Consider the following 17655-nt stretch of genomic DNA (forward strand, 5'->3'; position numbering starts at 1 on the left):
CCGGGCTGCCCGGTGGGCGGCGCCGCCTCGGCAGGCAGCGGCCCCGGGACGCCGGTGAACGGCGGCGGGACGTCCAGCGGGACCGGCGGTGGCAGGTTGGGGTTCAGCCGGTTCTCGCTGTAGGTGATCTCGTTGGGCCGCGCCGACGCGCCGACGAACGGGTTGACCCCGAGCGGCGGGAAGTTGTACTGGCGGTTCTTGATGATCGGCGCCAGGTACTGGACGCACAGCTTCGACGACTGCTCCCAGCCCTTGCGCGACGCGGCCTGAATGGCGCTGCAGATGAACTGCACGGTGTTGGCGAAGTTCACCGGAGCGAGGATGCCGGTCACCGCGCTCTGGGCGGGCTGGTAGATGTTCATGAAGTTCTGGAACACCGTCGGCGTGATGTGCAGCACCTGCTTCACGTCGGCGCGACTGTCGTTGAGCGCCGTGGTGACCGACGCGAGCCGGTCGACGGTGACGCCGAGGCCCTCGCGGTTCTCGGCGACGAAGCCGCGCAGGTCGTTCACGGCGCCGTCGAGCGCGCGGGTGGCGTTTGCGAACTCGTCGGGTGAGTTGTCCAGCAGGGTGGTCACTTCGGCGAGGTTGGTGTTGAACGCGGCGAGCAGGTCGCTGCTCGACGTCAGGGCCGCGACCAGCAGTTGCAAGTTGCGCACGGTGCTGAAGATGTCGGTGCTGTGGTCACCGAGGGCTGAGACCGCCTGCGACAGCTTGATCACCGTCTCGCGGGCGGTGTCGCCTTCGCCGCGCAGGTTGTCCGCCGCGGTGTTGACGAACTCCCCCACCGCACTCGGACCTCCCGGCGTGACGGGCTGCAATGACTCGGTCAGCTTCTCGAGCTGCTGCCGGAAGTCGTCCCACTCGACGGGAACCGCCGTCCGGTTCTCCGGGATGACGCCTCCCGCTTCGAGTTTCGGCCCTCCGGCGTACGCGGGAACGAGCTGGATCGCCCTGGCGCTGACCAGCGACGGTGACAGGATCGCGGCCTTCGCCTCGGCGGGCACCGGGTATTCGGAGTCGACGGAGAACGTGACCTTGGTGTTCTCCGGCTGCGGCTCGATCTCGTCCACGGTGCCGACGGCGACACCGAGGATGCGGACTTCGTCGCCGGTGTACAGGCCGTTGGCGTTGGCGAAGTATGCGGTGAACGTGTCTCTGCTGACGCGGTCCCACCACGGTGTGGCCACCACGGTGGTCGCGACGGCGAGGGTGAGAATCAGCGTCGCTGCCAACGCGATTCGTGCATGGCGGAAGTCGATGCGCATGGTCACGGCCCTCCGTCAGGCGTAGGCGGCGGGACGGTCGGCGGCGGGGTGGGTCCGGATTCGGCCGGCGGCCCCGGCGGCGGACCGCCCGGCGGTGGAGCGGGCAATGGTTCGCGGTAGGGGTAGCGCGGATCGCCCGGGTTGCCCGTGATCGCGTCGGGCAGTGTGAGGTGCGGTTCGCCGCCCTGGCCGGTTCGCGGGAACGGCATCGGCATCGGCGGGGTGCCGGGCTGACCGATCCCGGGGTCGACGAGTTCGGAGGGCAGCAGCACGTTGGGATCGAGCCCGAGGTCGGAGAACGCGGCGTCGATGAACGGCTGGGAGAACTGGCCCGGCGCGAGATTCACCAGGGAGGCCTTGAAGAAGGGGCCCGATCCGAGCACTTCGCCGAACGACATCGCGTAGCGCCGCAGCAGGTACAGGGTCCTCTGCAACTCCTGTTTGCGGTTGTCGAGAATCTCCAGGACGCCGTTGAGCTTGTCGACGGCGGGTTTGAGTTCGGTGCGGTTGTCCGCGACCAGGCCGGAGATCTGTTCACCGGCCGCCCTGAGGTTGACCAGCAACGCATCCACCGAATCCCGTTGCGACAAGAGCTCGGCGAGCAGGGCGTTGGTGTTGGCCACCAGGCCGGCGATCTGGTCGCTGCGCTTGGCGAGCACCCCGGTGACCTCGTCGGCGTTGGCCAGCAGGTTGCGCAATTGCGCATCCCGCTCGTTGAGGGTGTCGGAGAACCGCGACACCCCCTCGAGCGCCATCTTCAGCTCGGGCGGTGTGTCGGCGAACGTGTCGGCCAGGGTGCTGAGCGATGTGGAGAGCTGGGCGGTGTCGAGGCCGCTGATGGTGGTGGTGAGGTCACCGAGCGCGTCCGGCAGGTCGTAAGGGGACGTGGTGCGGTCCATGGGGATCGGACCGTCGAGCTCGCCCTCTCCGCGTGGGGTGACCTCCAGCATCTTGGTGCCGAGCACGGTCTCGGTCTTGATGGCGGCCTCTGTCCTGTCTCCCAGGTCGACACCCTTGCGGACCGTGAACTCCACCAGCACCTGGGTGCCTGCCAGGGTGACGTCACCGACCGTGCCGACCTCGAGTCCGGACACCCGGACCTCGCTGCCCGGTTTGATGCCGCCGGCTTCGGCGAAGTACGCCGAGTAGTCGGCCGTGCGCTTGATCAGTGGCAGCTTGTCGTAGGAGAACGCCGCAGCGACGAGCGCGACCAGGATCAGCGTCCCGACCGCCCCGACGGCGGGCCGGCTGCGCTGGGCCAGCGGTGTGATCGACGGCCGCTTCCACCTCAGTGTCGGTCGTCTCATTTCGGTGTGCACCGTCCCGAATCCTGGCCCGCGAGTTTGACGTACGTGGGCTCCCCGCCCTTGCCGTTGAGTTTGAGGATCGCGTCGCACAGGTAGAAGCCGAAGTAGTCGCCGTAGAGGCCCTGTCGCGCCAGCACCTGATACGCGTCGGGCAGGGTCTTGACCAGATCGTCGACGTAGTCCCGGTCGGCCATGATCTGGCCGGCGAAGCGGTCCGTCTGGGTGACGGCCTCTTCGACGGTGGGTCGGATCTCCTGGAACAGGTCGGCGACCGTGCCTGCCGCTGCGTTGATGTAGGCGGTGCCGTTGGTGATGTCGGTTCTGCGGTCGGCCAGTGTCTGAGCGAGCGCAGACAGGGTGTCCAGGCCGTCGGCGAACTGGTCGTCGCGCGCGGCGAAGGTCGCCAGCACGGTGTTCAGATTGGTGATCACCTCACCGATCAACTCGTCGCGGCCCGCCAGTGTCGACGTCAGCGCCGAGGTCTGCGACAGCACCGAAGCGATGGTGCCGCCCTGGCCCTGGAACACTTCGAGCAGTTCGCCGGACAGCGCGTTCACCTGGTCGGGGTCGAGCGCGCGGAACAGCGGACGGAAGCCGCCGATCAATGCGTCCACGTCGAGCGCAGGCGACGTCCGGGCGAGCGGAATGGTCTGTCCCGGTTGCAGTTTCCGCACCGCGCCGGGACCGTCCTCGAGCGCGAGATACCGGTCGCCGATCAGGTTCTCGTAGCGCACCACCGCCCGGGTGCCTTCGGTCAGCGTCAGCCCGTTGTCGACGTCGAAGCCGACGCTGACGGTGCCGTCCTTGTGCAGCGTCAACTCTTTGACCTTGCCGACCTCGACGCCGGCGATGCGGACGAAGTTCCCGCCCTTGAGCCCGGACACATTCGCGAACACCGCGGTGTAGGTGCTGCGCGCGTCGAAGCGGAACTGTCCGAACACCGTGACCAGAGCGAACATGAAGACCAGGCACATCACGCTGAACAGCACCACCCGGGTGAGGGCCCGCGGGGTTCTCCCACTCATGGTGCATCCTGTTCGGTCGGTGTCGGCGGCGTCAACGGAGCCGGCAACGGTGGCGGCGGAGGCGGAGCCCCGGGCGGCGGCGGGTACAGCGGGGTGCCGTCGGGCGCGTACAGCGCGGCGCCGTACGGGGGCGCCCCGGAGTAGGCCGGCAACGGCCCGGGCGCGGGACCGCCGGGGTACCGGATGCGCGGCGGTTCCGGGATGGCCTTGGTCACCGGGAAGTAGTTCGCGAAACCCGGGAAGCCGATGCCCGGGTTGGGCCGCACGTCCAGGCCGGTGCCGAAGCCGGTGTCGGTGACCAGGTACTTGACCGGGAAGTTCTTGCTGACGTCGGGCAGCGACCCGCAACCGGGCCGCCCGCCAGGTCCGCCCTTCGCGTTCACGCGGGGCAGGTGGTCCGGGTACCGGTAGGAGTCGTCGCCGAACAGCAGCGCGGCGTCCATGATGACCGATTTGCCGTTGCCGCCCAACGCATCCCGGCCACCGTTGTCGAGGAACCACTGGGCGCCCTGGAACAGGCAGGTGTAGGTCGGCGAGTATGTCTCCAACAACTCGGTGGTCGGCATCAACAGGTCGAGCGAGCGCACCAGGGCGGGCTGGTTGCCGCCGATGACGTTGATGCCGGACTGCGCGAACCCGACCGACGACAGCAGCAGATCGTCCAGGGCGCGGGCGTTCGTGTCGATCGTCGTGCTGGTGGTGGAGAAGGAGTCCAGCACCGACAGGATGTCCTGGGCCGCCTTCGAATAGGCGTCGGCCGTCTGGCCGAAGAGCTGCCAGTCCCGTTGCACGGTGGGCATCCGCGGGTTCACGGCGAGCAGCACATTGTTGGAGTCGGTGATGGCCTGACCGATGACGTCGCCCTTGCCGCGCACCGCCTGCGCCACCGCGGAGAGCACCGAGTTGAGTTTCGCCGGGTCGACGGACTGCACCACTGACTGCAGATTCTGGAACACCGTGTTGACCTCGACGGTGACGTTGCGCGACTTCAGCACGGCGCCCGGCTCGAGTGGCTGCGGGGAGCCGCCGTCCTCGGGCACCACGAGGTCGACGTACTTGGCGCCGAAGGCGGTGCTGGCCTTGATCTCCGCCTCGACGTTGCGCGGCAGGAACTGGAACTGGTCCGGATAGATCTTCAGCGTCAGCTTGGAGTTCTCGGATCCTTCCGCCGCGGCCTCGGTGCCGATGCCGTCGACCTCGCCGATCTGCACGCCGCGCAGCTTCACCTTGGCGCCGTCCTCCATCACCAGGCCGGAGCGGTCGGACACCAGTGTGACCGGCACGAAACTCTTCGCCGCGCCGGTGAAGAGCACGGCGGTCAGCGCCACCAGAACGATGACCACCACGAAGAGCACCGGCGCCCACCAGATCGGGTCGACGCCGGAGCGCCGTGGTGAGTTGGTCGTCTGGCCGGCCACGCTCACCCCGACAGATGGAAGTTGCCGGACTGTCCGTACACGGACAGCGTGATGGTCAGCAGGATGAACACCCCTGCGGTGATGGAGGTGCGCACCGCTCGCCCGACCGCCTCGCCGACGCCTGCCGGGCCGCCGGTGGCGGTGAACCCGTAGTAGGTGTGCACCGCCATCACGGCGGCGGCCATCGCCAGCGCCTCGGTGAACGACCAGAACAGGTCCGTCGGGTGCAGGAAGGTGGTGAAGTAGTGGTCGTAGACGCCGCGGGACTGGCCGTAGATGACGGTGGTGCCGAACCGGGTGGCGAGGAACGACATCAGCACCGCGACGGTGTAGATCGGGATCACCGCGATGATGCCCGCCACGATGCGCGTCGACGCCAGATAGGTGACCGCGCGGATGCCCATGACCTCGAGGGCGTCGATCTCCTCGTTGATGCGCATGGCGCCCAGTTGTGCGGTCGCACCGGCGCCGATCGTCGCGGCCAGCGCGACACCCGCGGTTGCGGGTGCGATGAAGCGGACGTTGAGGAACGCGCCGAGGAAGCCGGTGAGCGCCTCGATACCGACATTGGACAGGGTGTTGTAGCCCTGCACGGCGATCAGCGCGCCGGTGGACAGGGTGAGGAAGCCGACGATGACCACCGTGCCACCGATCACCGCCAGCGCGCCGGTGCCCAGACCCATGGTGGCGACCAGCCGCAACACCTCACCCGGGTAGCGGCGCACCGCGTCGGTGGTGGCGGCCAGCGCCTGTCCGTAGAAGGCGGTCTGCTCGCCCAGCTTGCGGGTCGTGCCGATCACGCGGTCCAGCGTCGACGGTTCGCTCGCGAGCTCGCTCACGGCGCCACCTTCACGCCGAGCGCGGTGGCGAGGATGTTGATCAGGAACAGCGCCATGAACGCGAAGACCACCGTCTCGTTGACGGCGTTGCCCACCGCCGTCGGCCCGCCACCGACGGACAACCCCTTGTAGCAGGCGATCAGGCCGGCCGACAGGCCGAACAGCAGCGCCTTGACCAGCGAGACGATCACCTGCGGCAGACCGGTCAGCAGCGTCAGGCCGAAGGCGAAGGCGCCGGGGGTGACGTCCTGGACGAACACCACGAAGAAGTAGCTCCCGGTCAGGCCGACGACGGCCACCACCGAATACAGCATCAGCGCAACGAATGTCGCGGCGATCACCCGCGGCACCACCAGCGCCTGGATCGGGTTGACCCCGATCACCTTCATGGCGTTGATCTCCTCGCGAATGGTCCGGGCGCCCAGATCGGCGCACATCGCGGTGGCGCCGGCACCAGAGACGACGATTGCCGTGACGACGGGCCCCACCTGGGTGACCGACGCCAGGGCCGCACCGGCGCCCGAGAGGTCACCCGCGCCGACCTCGATCAGGACGATGTTGAGCGTGAAGACGATGAGCACCGTGTACGGAATCGACAGCACCACCGTGGGCACGATCGACACCCGTGCGACGAACCAGATCTGATCGATCAGCTCGCTGAACGCGAACGGGCGCCGGAACATCGCGGCGAACGTCTCACCGGCGAGGACGAAGAAATCGCCCATCGCCACCGCGGGTCTCGCGAAGGCGGTCCGGTTCACACGCCCCCCTCGATTACTGCATCGGTCGTTGCACTGTCCAGCCGGGGCCGGTGCCGGCTCGACGAGAAGCAACGACGAGTCATCGCTTAAATTTCGTCGAGCTCGGAGGCAGACGCTAGGAAGACCCGCATTTGCTGTCAACCGATCCGGCGACGCAAACGCGCACGTCAAATAGCGGAAATCGCTGGTTGGCGAACGCAACCGGTCCGCCGGGCACGGATTGAATCGGGTCGAGTTAAATGACGCTGGATCGCTGAGGCCGTGCCGCCGTCAGGCCGATTCCACTGCCGGGGCACCCGACGGGGTCAACCGGTACCCGACGCCACGCACGGTCGTCAGCATCTCCGCGTGGTCGCCCAGCTTGGACCGCAACCGCCGGACATGCGAGTCCACCGTCCGCTCCGATATTCCGGCCCGCGCCTTCCACACCTCGGCAAGCAGCTCGGTGCGGGACACGGTGCGGCCGTTCGCGCGATCGAGGTGGACGAGCAACTCGTACTCACGGTAGGCCAACCGGATTCGCCTGCCGTCGACGGTCACAGCGCGCCGGACCGGGTCGACGGCCAGGCCGGAGGCGGGCCCGTCGACCGACGGATCGGAAGTCGCGGTGCGCACGACAGCGCCGGGGATCGTGCGGGCGATGAGCGCGCCGTACTGGCCGACGAGGTCGAGGGCGTGCCCGGCCACATCCGGCGGATAGCGGGGCAGGTCGATGTACAGCACGACGCGCACGGTGCCGACGTCGGAGTCGGCCGGCCGACCACCCTGATACACGAAATCACTATCACCACGGCCCGGCCGTCCCGCCACCGGTTTCCCTCGCCGTGAGCGCAACTCAGAACGCGGCGATCACCTGGCCCCGGTAGGCGGTGCCGATGAAGGCGCGAGTCGATGCACAGTTCAGCGCCGCGCCGAGCAGGCGGACGTCGGCATCGTCGCAGTTGTCGGGACGGGCGACGAGGTATTCGGCGTAGGCGGGATTGCCGTGGTCGAACACGAGGGCGGCACCGGTGGTGACGCCGCGGCCCATCGCCTGGTTGCCGAACAGGAACGCGGCGTCGAAGTCGGCCAGCACGTCGGCGAGCAGCCAACTGCTCAGTTCCTTGAGCACCAACTCGCGTGGATTGTGGGTGACGTCGGCGGTCGTCGCCGGTGCCGCACCGGGCCGGTGCAGCTCGATCAGGTCCTCGTCGGCGAGCATCTCCAGCGCCCGGCCGATGTTCACCGGATCCGACGGCAGCGCGATCTCGGCGAACCTGGGGATGTCGGCCAGGCCGGGCCAGACCGCCGAGTACAGGCCGAAGGGTTCGATGTGCACCGGCGTGATCGGCACCAGCCCCGCACCGGTCCGCCGGTTGAACTCGGCGAGAAACGGCAGGTACTGAAAGTAGTTGGCGTCGAGTCGTTGCGCGGCAACCAGATCGTTGGGCTCGTCGAAGGATTCGAAGGTCTCGATGCGCAGGTCGACACCGTGGCCGGCGAGCATCGGCTGGACGTGCTCGAGGATCTCCGCGTGCGGGACCGGTGAGGCGGCGACCCGCAGCGGCCGCATGCCGACACCGGCGATCGACCGCACGGTCCGGCTCACGGGGCCCGCCTCGTCACAGCCGCCGACCCTACCCGCCTTCGGGCGGGCGGGGGTGCGGCGCCGAATGTGCCCGATTGTGACGCCGAACGACTCACCGTGAACCGAACCATGGGAGCCAACAGCGGTCTGTCCCTACCGTGCGGGTACCGAAACACCGAAGGGGTCACCGCATGTCAGAAACCATCGCTCCCGTACACGGTGTGGGCGATCCGCCCGAATCCCCGGCGCGCCGGCTGTCCGGCAATCTGGGTGTCGCGTCGATCGTGTTCATGGTGGTTGCGGCCGCCGCGCCACTCGGGGTGATCGGTGGCGTCGTGCCACTGGGCATCGCCGGCGGCAACGGCGCCGGCTTCCCCGCGACGTTCATCGTGGCGACGGTGATCCTGCTGCTCTTCTCCGTCGGCTTCACCGCCATGACGCCCCATGTCCAGGAGGCCGGCGCCTTCTTCTCGTATGTCCGCGCCTCGCTTGGCTTCCCGGTCGGCATCGGTGTCGCGTTCGTCGCGATCGTGAGCTACCTCGCGATCGAGGCCGGTGTCTACGGCCTGCTCGGACCGGCCGGTGCCACCGTCGTCGAACTGTTCGGCGGACCTGCGCTGCCCTGGTGGTTGTTCGCGGCGCTGGCCTTCGCCGTCACCACCTACCTCGGCTACCGCAACATCGCGCTCTCGAGCAGGGTGCTGGCGGTTCTGCTGACCGCGGAGATCGCGATCGTCGCGGTGCTCGACGCCGTCATCGTGGTCCGCGGCGGCGACCACGGACTGTCCACCGGCATCGTCGATCCCGACGCGATCCTGTCCGGATCACTGGGTATCGGATTGCTGTTCGCCATCATCAGCTACGTCGGCTTCGAGGCGACCGCCATCTTCCGCGACGAGGCGCGCGACCCTGAGCGCACCATTCCCCGCGCGACCTACGTCTCACTGCTCCTGATCGGGGTGTTCTACGCGCTCACGAGTTGGGCCCTGATCTCGGGCTGGGGCGACACGCAGGCACTGTCACAGGCGCAGAACTCCGGTGGAACTTTCCTGTCCGACACCGCGGCGCGCTACATCGGCACGTTCGGCACCGACGTGATCACGGTGCTGTACTTCACCAGCCTGTTCGCCTGCATCCTGGCGTTCCACAACGTGGTCTCGCGGTACGTGTTCACGCTGTCGCAGCGCGGTGTGCTCCCCGCCACGCTCGGTGACCCGCACACGAAACACGGTTCTCCGCACCGGGCTTCGCTGTGGATCTCCGGGGCGGTCGCCGTGAGCGTGCTGCTCGCCGTGGCCTTCGGTCTCGATCCGGCCGCACAGTTCTACACGTGGTTCGCCGGTGCGACGACCGTCGGCATCGTCGTGCTGCTCATCGCGACGAGCGTCGCCGTCCTGGTGCACTTCGGCCGCGACCGGCGCGGACACTCGCTGTGGCGGGTCCGGATCGCCCCCGCGCTGGGCCTCGTCGGACTCATCGGGGCGCTCGCGCTGATCCTGGCGAATCTCGACGACCTCGTCGGCGGCTCGAGCGTGCTCGCCGTCATCATCGTGGGACTGCTGGTGGTGGCCTTCGTCGCGGGCACCGTCGTCGGCACCCGGGTCGGTGACCGCACGGTGCGGGCGGTGTCATGACCACCACCGCCGACCCGGTGCTGGACAACGCCGACGACGCAGCAGCGCAACTGATCTCGGCACTCGCCGACGGCAGTGTCACCGAGGTGGAGATCGCCTGGAGTGACGCCTTCGGACACGCCGCGGGCAAGCGGATCCCGGCCGACCGGTTCCTCGACCGAGCCAGGGGCATCGGGTTCTCGTTCTGCGAGGCCGCACTCGGCTGGAACGCCGAGGGCACCGTCATCGACTCACTGGAGCTGACCAACTGGAGCGGCGGTTACCCCGACGTCTACGCCGTGCCCGACCTGTCGACGTTCCGCCGGCTGCCATGGCGACCGTCGGCCGGACATGTGTTGTGCGACATCGTCTCCCACGACCGATCGCCGTCGAAGCTGGATCCGCGGGCGGTGCTGCGCCGGGTTTTGAACCGGCTGGCCGGCCTCGGGTACACCGCGAAGGTGGGCGTGGAGCTGGAGTTCTACCTGCTCGACCCCGACGGATCTCCGTTCCAGCAGGACATCCACGCCTACTCACTCGAGAACGCCAACGCCCTCGATCCCGTGCTGGGCGACCTGCACGACACCCTGACGCGGTTCGTGCCGCTCGAGGGCGTGCAGACCGAGTACGGGCCCGGGCAGGTCGAGACCAACCTGGTCTACGCAGACGCACTGCAGGCCGCCGACGACAGCGCACGCCTCAAGTACGCCGCCAAGGAGGTGGCCCGCAGGCACGGCAAGGTCGCGAGTTTCATGCCGAAGCCGTTCGCGGACCAGTCCGGGAGTTCGGCACACCTGCACATCTCGCTGTGGCGGGACGGCAGGCCCGCGTTCGGGACGAACGACGGACACGAGAACGACACCGCACAGCACGCCATCGCCGGTCTGCTGAACCACCTGCCTGCGATCACGTTGTTCGGGGCGCACTCGGTGAACGCCTACCGGCGGTTCGAACCGGACTCCTTCGCCCCCGCCACCGTCACCTGGAGCCGGGACAACCGCAGCGCCGCCGTGAGGTCCCTGGTGTCCGGCTCGGCCGAGGAGAGCCGCATCGAACTGCGCACCGGCGCATCGGATGCCAATCCCTACTGGCTGGTCGCGTCGGCGCTGGCCGCGATCGTGGCCGGGCTCGAGGCCGGCGACCGGCCACCGGACCGCGGGGACGGCAACCTCTACGAGCGTGGCGCGCCGCTGCCCGAGTCGCTCGGCGCGGCGCTGGCCGAGACGCTGCGCGACGACGTCATCGGTGAGATCCTCGGGACCGACTCGGTGCTCGACTTCACCCTGATCGCCCGCAGCGAGTGGGTGGAGTACTCCCGGCAGGTCACCGACTGGGAGCGGCGACGCTACCTGGCGACGTCGTGACCGGTCCCCGCTTCGGCGTGTGGGCACCGGTCTACGGCAATCACGGCGCCCGAAGCCATCCGGACGACGCCCCCGACGCCGGGTATCGACGCAACCGGGATCTGGTGCTGCGCGCCGAACGAGCCGGGTACGACGCGACGCTGCTGGCGCAGCACGTGATGCACCCGAGCAACGTCGAGGAGGACGTGCTCGAGACGTGGTCGACACTCGCGGCGATCGCCGAGGCGACGTCGACCATCGAGCTCATCGGTGCGGTGAAACCACTGCTGTTCAATCCGCTGGTGTTCGCGAAGCTCGCCGCCAACATCGACGCCATCTCCGGCGGGCGGTTGAGCGTCAACGTGGTCTCCGGGTGGTTCCTGCCCGAACTCGCCGCCCTCGGGATCGAAGTGCCCGATCACGACGACCGCTACGCCCACACCCGGCGCTGGCTGCAACAGGTCGTCGAACTCTGGCAGGGCAAGGAGGTCGCCCTCGGCGCGCCCGATGGTCCACCGGCCCTGGTCCGGCGGGTTCCCGAGCGGATGCCCACCGTTTACGTCGGCGGTGAATCACCCCCCGGCCGGGCACTGGCCGCCGACCACGCCGACGTCTACTTCCTCAACGGCCGCCCGCTCGAGCAGACCGTCGACGTGGTCGCCGACCTGCGTGCCCGCCGCGGCAACCGGCCTGGCCTGCGGTTCGGTCTGTCGGCGTTCGTGATCGCGCGCGACACCGAGGCCGAGGCGAACGCCGAGCTGCAGCACCTGCAGGCCCTCGTGGACGCGGAGTCCCGCCCGGAGGTCTCCTCGGGCGCCGACCCCAAGACCGCCATGTACCGGGTGCTCGCGGACACCAGCAGGGTCGGTTCCAACGGCGGGACACTCGCCGGACTGGTCGGCAGCCACACCCAGGTGATCGACCGCATCGCGGCGTTCCACGAGGCCGGGATCGAACTCTTCATGCTCCAGTTCCAGCCGCTGGAGACCGAATTGGATCGCTTCGCCGCCGAGATCATCCCCCGTCTCCGCTGACCGGAAGGCCCTCACATGTCAGTCGCGCAGAGGACACTGCACACCGCCGGCGATCCGGGCTCGGTCGAGGATCGGCTGGCGCGGCTACCCGGCATCGTCGCCACGCTGCGCGCGGACGACGCCGCCGCCGACCGCGAACGGATCCTGCAGCACGACGCGGTCACCGCACTGCGGGACACCGGTGTGCTGGCGCTGCGCGTGCCCACCCGCTACGGCGGGCCGGGCGGCAGCGTCCGCGACGTGCTCACCGCGGTGATCACCATCGCCCGTGGCAGTTCGAACGTCGCGCAGGCGCTGCGGGCGCACTTCGGCTACAGCGAACGCCTGCTGTCGAACCGCGCCACCGAAGCCGAACGCGCGGAATGGTTTCCCCGCATCGACGCCGGGCTGGTGTTCGGCAACGCCGTCACCGACGCCCGCGGCGCCACCCCGGGCGGAGCCGACACGACCCTGCTCCCCGACCACGACGGTGTGCTGCGGCTCAACGGGCACAAGTTCTACTCCACGGGCACGCTCTACGCCGACGTGGTCGCGGTGTCGGCGGTCGACCAGGCCGGCCGCGACCTGCAGGCCGTCGTGCCGGTGGACCGCGACGGCGTCGAATTGTTCGACGACTGGGACGGATTCGGTCAGCGCGTTACCGCCAGCGGCGGCACCCGGTTCACCAACGTCGCCGTCGAACCGCTGGAGGTCACCACAGTCACCGACGGCGCCCACCTAGGCCACAGCACGACGTTCCAGCAGCTGTACCTCGCCGCCGTGACCGCAGGCATCGCCCACGGTGCACTCGACGACGCGGTTGCCTACGTCCAGACCAGAGCCCGCCCCGCCTCGCACGCGCTGTCGACGACCGCGGCGAAGGACCCGTTCATCGTCGAGGCGGTCGGCGACATCGCGGCGGCGGCGTGGTCGGCTCGGACGCTGGTGCTCTCGGCGGCCGACGAGATGGACCGCCTGGTCGACCGCGGCCTGCAGGACGACATCGACGCACTCGGGGCCGTCGCGGTGACGGTGGCGAAGGCGCAGCTGGTGTCCGAGCGTCTGGTGCTGGCCGCCGCCGAGCGGCTGTTCGACACCGGCGGCGCCTCGGCCACCGCGCGCACACTCAACCTCGACCGGCACTGGCGCAACGCCCGAACGATCGCGAGCCACAGCCCGCTGTCGTACAAGGCCTATGTGGCGGGCGACCATCACCTCAACGACGCGCCGCCACCCACCAACGGCTACTTCTGACTCAGGCCGTCGCGAGCAGCCGCCACAGTCCGATCAGCCCCACCACGACGATCACCGCCCGCAGCGCTCCCGGTGACAACCGGCGGCCGTAGTGTGCTCCGAGGAAGCCGCCGGCGAGTGATCCGACGGCGATCAGACCCGCAGCTGCCCAACTGATCCGGTCGAACGCCACGATGGTGTACGCCAGCGCGGCGACCACGTTGACGATCAGCGACAGCAGGTTCTTCGCGGCGTTCATCCGCTGCATCGACTCGGGCAGCAGCGCACCCATCGCGGCGATGAGCAGGATGCCCTGGGCGGCGGTGAAGTACCCGCCGTAGATCCCGACCACGAACGTGGCGATCACCAGTGCGGCCATCCGGCCCCGGCTGATGTCGTCGACGGACCGGCCGCTGTCCTCGGCCCGGCGCCGCGCCCAGCCCTGGATGCGCGGACCCACCAGCACCAGCAGCAGTGCCGCGATCAGCAGCACCGGGACGACCTGGACGAAGACCTTTTCGGGCAGGTGCAGCAGCAGCCACGCACCGGCCAGCGCGCCGAACAGCGACCCGGGGATCTGCCACCGCAGCCGGTGCCACTGACCGCGCAGTTCCCGGCGGTAGCCCCAGGTGCCGGACACCCCGCCGGCGACCAGTCCGACCGCGTTCGACATGGTGGCGGTCACCGGCGGATAGCCCAGCGCGACCAGCGTCGGGAAGGTGATGAGCGTGCCGGAGCCGACCACCGCGTTGATCGCACCCGCTCCGACGCCGGCCAGCGCGATGAGGATCATGTCGAGGACGGGCACCGGACCACCCTAATCGGCGCCGACCGGTGGCCTCCGTCACGCTCAGCGCAACGGGCGACGCCCGGGAATCACCGCTTCTGGCCGCGCTTCTCGCGCACCCGCACGTTGACCCGGATCGGGCTGCCGTCGAACCCGAAGGTCTCCCGCAGCCGGCGCTCCAGGAACCGGCGGTAACCGGCCTCGAGGAACCCGCTGGTGAACAGCACGAAGGTGGGCGGGCGCGTCGCGGCCTGGGTCGCGAACAAGATGCGCGGCTGCTTACCGCCACGCACCGGCGGCGGGTTGGCCGCGACGACCTCCTTGAGGAAGGTGTTCAGCCGGCCGGTCGAGATGCGCGCATCCCAGGACGCGAGTGCCTGCTCGAGCGCGGGCACCAGCTTCTGTACCGCCCGGCCCGTCATCGCCGAGATGTTCACCCGCGACGCCCACTGCACCTGGGCGAGTTCGCGGTCGATCTCGCGGTCGAGCTGGTAGCGGCGGTCCTCGTCGACGAGGTCCCACTTGTTGAACGCCAGCACCAGCGCGCGTCCGGCCTCGATGACCATCGACAGCACCCGCTGGTCCTGCTCGGTCAGCGGCTGCGAGGCGTCGATCAGCACCAGCACCACCTCGGCGGCGTCGATGGCGCCGTGCGTGCGGACCGATGCGTAGAACTCGTGGCCACTGGCCTGGCCGACCTTACGGCGCAGCCCCGCGGTATCGATGAATCGCCATGTCTTGCCGCCCAATTCGATCAGCGAGTCCACCGGGTCGACGGTGGTGCCCGCGACGTCGTGCACCACCGAGCGCTGATCGCCCGCCAACCGGTTCAGCAGCGAGCTCTTGCCGACGTTCGGCTTGCCGACCAGCGCCACGCGGCGCGGTCCGCCCCCGGTCGCCGAGAACTCCGACACCGCGGGCAGGCTCTCCATCACCCGGTCGAGCAGGTCTGCGACTCCACGGCCGTGGATCGCGCTGACCGGGTGCGGCTCACCGACACCCATGGACCACAGCGCCGCCGCGTCGGCCTCACCGCGCTCGGTGTCGACCTTGTTGGCCGCCAGGAACACCGGCTTGCCGGATTTGCGCAGCATCCGTGCGGCGGCCTCGTCGGCGGTGGTCGCGCCCACCACCGCGTCGATCACCAGGATGATCGCGTCGGCCGTGCGCATCGCCACCGACGCCTGTTCGGCCACCAGCTGCTGCAGCCCCTTGGCGTCGGGCTCCCATCCGCCGGTGTCCTGGACGACGAACCGCCGGCCTGACCACGTCGCGTCGTAGGAGACCCGGTCGCGGGTGACGCCGGGCACGTCCTGCACCACCGCCTCGCGGCGGCCCAGGATGCGGTTCACCAGTGTGGACTTGCCGACATTGGGCCGTCCGACCACCGCGACGACCGGCGGCGGGGAGGTCGCCTCCTCGATCGCCTCGGCGACCTCTTCGGCGCCGACCTCCCATTCGCTCTCGTCGGCCCACGTTCCGTCGTCGGTCATCGCCGCACCCCTGTGCGCCGGGCCACCAGGTCGGTCAACGCCGCCACCACCTCGGGTTCGGTCATCGCGCTGGTGTCCACCTGCACCGCGTCGTCGGCGGCGCGCAACGGCGACACCGCCCGCGTCGAGTCGAGATGGTCGCGGCGCCGGACGTCGGCGAGCACGGTCTCGTAGTCGTCGGGCAGCCCGTTGGCGACGTTCTGGTCGTTGCGCCTGCGGGCGCGTTCCTCGGCCGAAGCGGTCAGGAAGATCTTCAGATCGGCGTCCGGAAGGACGACGGTGCCGATGTCGCGGCCCTCGACCACCACGCTGCCGGGGCCCGCGGCCAATTCCCGCTGCAGCCCCACGAGGCGGGCGCGCACCGCGGGCACCGCCGACACCGCCGACACCGCCCTGGTCACCGCGTCGCCACGGATCTCACCGGACACGTCTTCGCCGTCGAGGTAGGCACGGTCCTCGTCGGGGTTGTAGCCCACCGACAACGGCACCGCGGCCGCGGCACGCTCGATGGCGGGGGTGTCGGCCAGGTCGATCCCGGCACGCAGCACCGCCAGCGTGACGATGCGGTACATCGCCCCGGTGTCGAGATACCGCGCGCCGAGCGCACGCGCCAGCCCACGCGACACCGACGACTTCCCGGTGCCTGCCGGACCGTCCACGGCGATCGTCACTGCCTCGAGCACCGATCCGGTCACATCCCCACCGCCTTGTACAGCTCGCCGATCTCCTTGCTGGTCAACACCCGGATGCTGCCGGGGCGCTGGTCGCCGAGGGTGACGGCGCCCAGGTCGGTGCGGACCAGCTCCTGCACCGGATAGCCGACCTCCGCCAGCATCCGGCGCACGATACGTTTGCGGCCCTCGTGCAGCGTCACCCGCACCAGGGTCTTGCCCGGCACCGCGTCGACCACCGCGAAGTCGTCGACCCGCGCAGGCCCGTCGTCGAGTTCGACGCCGTCGCGCAGCTTCTTGCCCACCCCGCGCGGCATGGTGCCGAGCACCGTCGCCAGATAGGTCTTCTGAATCTCGTACGACGGGTGCATGAGCCGGTGTGCGAGTTCTCCGTCGTTGGTCAGCAGCAGCAGGCCTTCGGTGTCGGCGTCCAGCCGGCCGACGTGGAACAGCTTCTTGTTGCCCCGCACCCGGTGCTCGACGAGATCGCCGACGCAGGGCCTGCCGCGGTCGTCGGACATCGTGGAGTGCATCCCTTTGGGTTTGTTGATCGCCAGGTGCACCACTGTGTCGTCGAATCTCACCCGCACGCCGTCGACCCGGATCTCCGACACCTCGGGATCGACACGGGTGCCCTGTTCGGTCACGATCCGCCCGTCGACCTCGATGCGGCCGTCGCGGATCATCCGCTCGGCGACCCGCCGCGAAGCCACCCCGGCCTGCGACAGCACCTTCTGCAGCCGAATTCCCTCGGCGTCCGTCCCTGCCATGTCAGTCCCGGTCCACGTCGAAGGACAGCGGCTGGTCGGGCGTGCGTCCGCCGCTGAGCTTGATGAAGCGCGGCTCGTCGCCGAGCGACTCGCTGAGGTCGTCGATGACGTCGACGTCGGGCAGCAGCGGTGCGATGTCCGGCAGGTCCGTCAGTGACGACAAGCCGAGGCGCTCCAGGAACAACTCGGTGGTCGCGAAGGTGGTGGCACCCGAGTCGGGGTCGGTGCCCGCCTCGGTGATCAGCCCGCGGGCCACCAGCGTGCGCACCACCGCGTCGACGTTGACTCCGCGCACCGCGCTGACCCGGGCGCGGGTCACCGGCTGCCGGTAGGCGACCACGGCGAGGGTCTCCAGCGCCGCGCGGGTCAGTTTCGACCGCGCGCCGTCGAGGACCAGCCGCTCCACATACGGGGCGAAGCGCGCACGGGTGTACATCCGCCAGCCGCCGCCCGCCTCCCTGAGGTCGATGCCGCTGCCGCGCTCGGCCAGCTCCGCGGCCATCTGCGTCAGCTTCGTGACGATCCGGTATGCCGGCTGCTCGGTGGC

17 protein-coding genes are annotated in these 17655 nt (G+C 69.4%); 4 read left to right on the forward strand and 13 right to left on the reverse strand.

The features are described from left to right. From Q2100_RS13160 to Q2100_RS13195, 8 genes are all read right to left on the reverse strand, one after another. The coding region (locus Q2100_RS13160; RefSeq protein WP_302914433.1) for an MCE family protein at window positions 1–1268 on the reverse strand (1268 nt) is incomplete at its 3' end. A 2-nt stretch (window positions 1269–1270) separates the two neighbouring features. Further along, window positions 1271–2539 carry an MCE family protein gene (locus tag Q2100_RS13165; RefSeq protein ID WP_407667617.1) on the reverse strand — a complete coding sequence of 423 codons (1269 nt, stop codon included), beginning with the start codon at window positions 2537–2539 and terminating at the stop codon, window positions 1271–1273. Window positions 2540–2571: 32 nt separating this feature from the next. Further along, window positions 2572–3600: an MCE family protein gene (locus Q2100_RS13170; RefSeq protein WP_302914420.1), complete on the reverse strand. Its 1029-nt coding sequence runs from the start codon at window positions 3598–3600 to the stop codon at window positions 2572–2574. Then, entirely contained in the window at window positions 3597–5024 is a 1428-nt protein-coding gene (locus tag Q2100_RS13175; protein WP_302914421.1) for an MCE family protein, read from the reverse strand. Before Q2100_RS13175 ends, Q2100_RS13170 begins: the two co-directional genes overlap by 4 nt. Continuing rightward, window positions 5021–5857, reverse strand: coding sequence for an ABC transporter permease (locus tag Q2100_RS13180; RefSeq protein WP_302914422.1), 837 nt, complete (start codon window positions 5855–5857; stop codon window positions 5021–5023). Before Q2100_RS13180 ends, Q2100_RS13175 begins: the two co-directional genes overlap by 4 nt. Beyond that, entirely contained in the window at window positions 5854–6618 is a 765-nt protein-coding gene (locus Q2100_RS13185) for an MlaE family ABC transporter permease (protein WP_302914423.1), read from the reverse strand. Before Q2100_RS13185 ends, Q2100_RS13180 begins: the two co-directional genes overlap by 4 nt. A 270-nt stretch (window positions 6619–6888) precedes the next feature. After that, window positions 6889–7392, reverse strand: coding sequence for a winged helix-turn-helix domain-containing protein (locus tag Q2100_RS13190; RefSeq protein ID WP_302914424.1), 504 nt, complete (start codon window positions 7390–7392; stop codon window positions 6889–6891). Window positions 7393–7453: 61 nt separating this feature from the next. Beyond that, on the reverse strand, window positions 7454–8206 hold the full coding sequence (locus tag Q2100_RS13195) for a MetQ/NlpA family ABC transporter substrate-binding protein (RefSeq protein ID WP_302914425.1): 753 nt from the start codon (window positions 8204–8206) through the stop codon (window positions 7454–7456). A 170-nt stretch (window positions 8207–8376) separates the two neighbouring features. Between Q2100_RS13195 and Q2100_RS13200 the strand changes: the two genes are divergently transcribed. Genes Q2100_RS13200 through Q2100_RS13215 form a run of 4 tightly spaced genes read left to right on the forward strand, consistent with a single transcriptional unit; the run spans window position 8377 to window position 13408 of the window. Then, complete coding sequence (locus Q2100_RS13200) at window positions 8377–9819, forward strand: APC family permease (RefSeq protein ID WP_302914426.1); 1443 nt, start codon at window positions 8377–8379, stop codon at window positions 9817–9819. Beyond that, on the forward strand, window positions 9816–11162 hold the full coding sequence (locus tag Q2100_RS13205) for a glutamine synthetase family protein (protein ID WP_302914427.1): 1347 nt from the start codon (window positions 9816–9818) through the stop codon (window positions 11160–11162). Before Q2100_RS13200 ends, Q2100_RS13205 begins: the two co-directional genes overlap by 4 nt. Continuing rightward, window positions 11159–12175: an LLM class flavin-dependent oxidoreductase gene (locus tag Q2100_RS13210; protein WP_302914428.1), complete on the forward strand. Its 1017-nt coding sequence runs from the start codon at window positions 11159–11161 to the stop codon at window positions 12173–12175. Before Q2100_RS13205 ends, Q2100_RS13210 begins: the two co-directional genes overlap by 4 nt. Before the next feature lie 15 nt (window positions 12176–12190). Further along, window positions 12191–13408, forward strand: coding sequence for an acyl-CoA dehydrogenase family protein (locus Q2100_RS13215; RefSeq protein WP_302914429.1), 1218 nt, complete (start codon window positions 12191–12193; stop codon window positions 13406–13408). A 1-nt stretch (window position 13409) separates the two neighbouring features. Here the strand turns inward: Q2100_RS13215 and Q2100_RS13220 are convergent, their stop codons facing one another. The 5 genes from Q2100_RS13220 to scpB all read right to left on the reverse strand — a co-directional run. Then, complete coding sequence (locus tag Q2100_RS13220) at window positions 13410–14195, reverse strand: sulfite exporter TauE/SafE family protein (RefSeq protein WP_302914430.1); 786 nt, start codon at window positions 14193–14195, stop codon at window positions 13410–13412. Between the two features lie 68 nt (window positions 14196–14263). Then, on the reverse strand, window positions 14264–15667 hold the full coding sequence (gene der / locus Q2100_RS13225) for a ribosome biogenesis GTPase Der (protein WP_264013631.1): 1404 nt from the start codon (window positions 15665–15667) through the stop codon (window positions 14264–14266). Beyond that, a complete protein-coding gene (gene cmk, locus Q2100_RS13230) occupies window positions 15664–16350 on the reverse strand; it encodes a (d)CMP kinase (RefSeq protein ID WP_302914434.1) in 687 nt (228 codons plus the stop codon). The genes der and cmk overlap by 4 nt, the downstream gene beginning before the upstream one ends. A gap of 8 nt (window positions 16351–16358) precedes the next feature. Then, complete coding sequence (locus Q2100_RS13235) at window positions 16359–17108, reverse strand: pseudouridine synthase (protein ID WP_302914431.1); 750 nt, start codon at window positions 17106–17108, stop codon at window positions 16359–16361. A 1-nt stretch (window position 17109) separates the two neighbouring features. After that, the coding region (gene scpB / locus Q2100_RS13240) for an SMC-Scp complex subunit ScpB (protein WP_302914432.1) at window positions 17110–17655 on the reverse strand (546 nt) is incomplete at its 5' end.

This window comes from Mycolicibacterium arseniciresistens (genome assembly GCF_030519285.1).
GTDB lineage: Bacteria > Actinomycetota > Actinomycetes > Mycobacteriales > Mycobacteriaceae > Mycobacterium > Mycobacterium arseniciresistens.

What these genes read in the sequence shown, in the direction of transcription:
- Q2100_RS13170 (WP_302914420.1), bottom strand. Translation starts at nt 3,600, where the DNA reads ATGAGTGGGAGAACCCCGCGGGCCCTCACCCGGGTGGTGCTGTTCAGC.
- der (WP_264013631.1), bottom strand. Translation starts at nt 15,667, where the DNA reads ATGACCGACGACGGAACGTGGGCCGACGAGAGCGAATGGGAGGTCGGC.
- Q2100_RS13235 (WP_302914431.1), bottom strand. Translation starts at nt 17,108, where the DNA reads ATGGCAGGGACGGACGCCGAGGGAATTCGGCTGCAGAAGGTGCTGTCG.
- Q2100_RS13215 (WP_302914429.1), top strand. Translation starts at nt 12,191, where the DNA reads ATGTCAGTCGCGCAGAGGACACTGCACACCGCCGGCGATCCGGGCTCG.
- Q2100_RS13205 (WP_302914427.1), top strand. Translation starts at nt 9,816, where the DNA reads ATGACCACCACCGCCGACCCGGTGCTGGACAACGCCGACGACGCAGCA.
- Q2100_RS13200 (WP_302914426.1), top strand. Translation starts at nt 8,377, where the DNA reads ATGTCAGAAACCATCGCTCCCGTACACGGTGTGGGCGATCCGCCCGAA.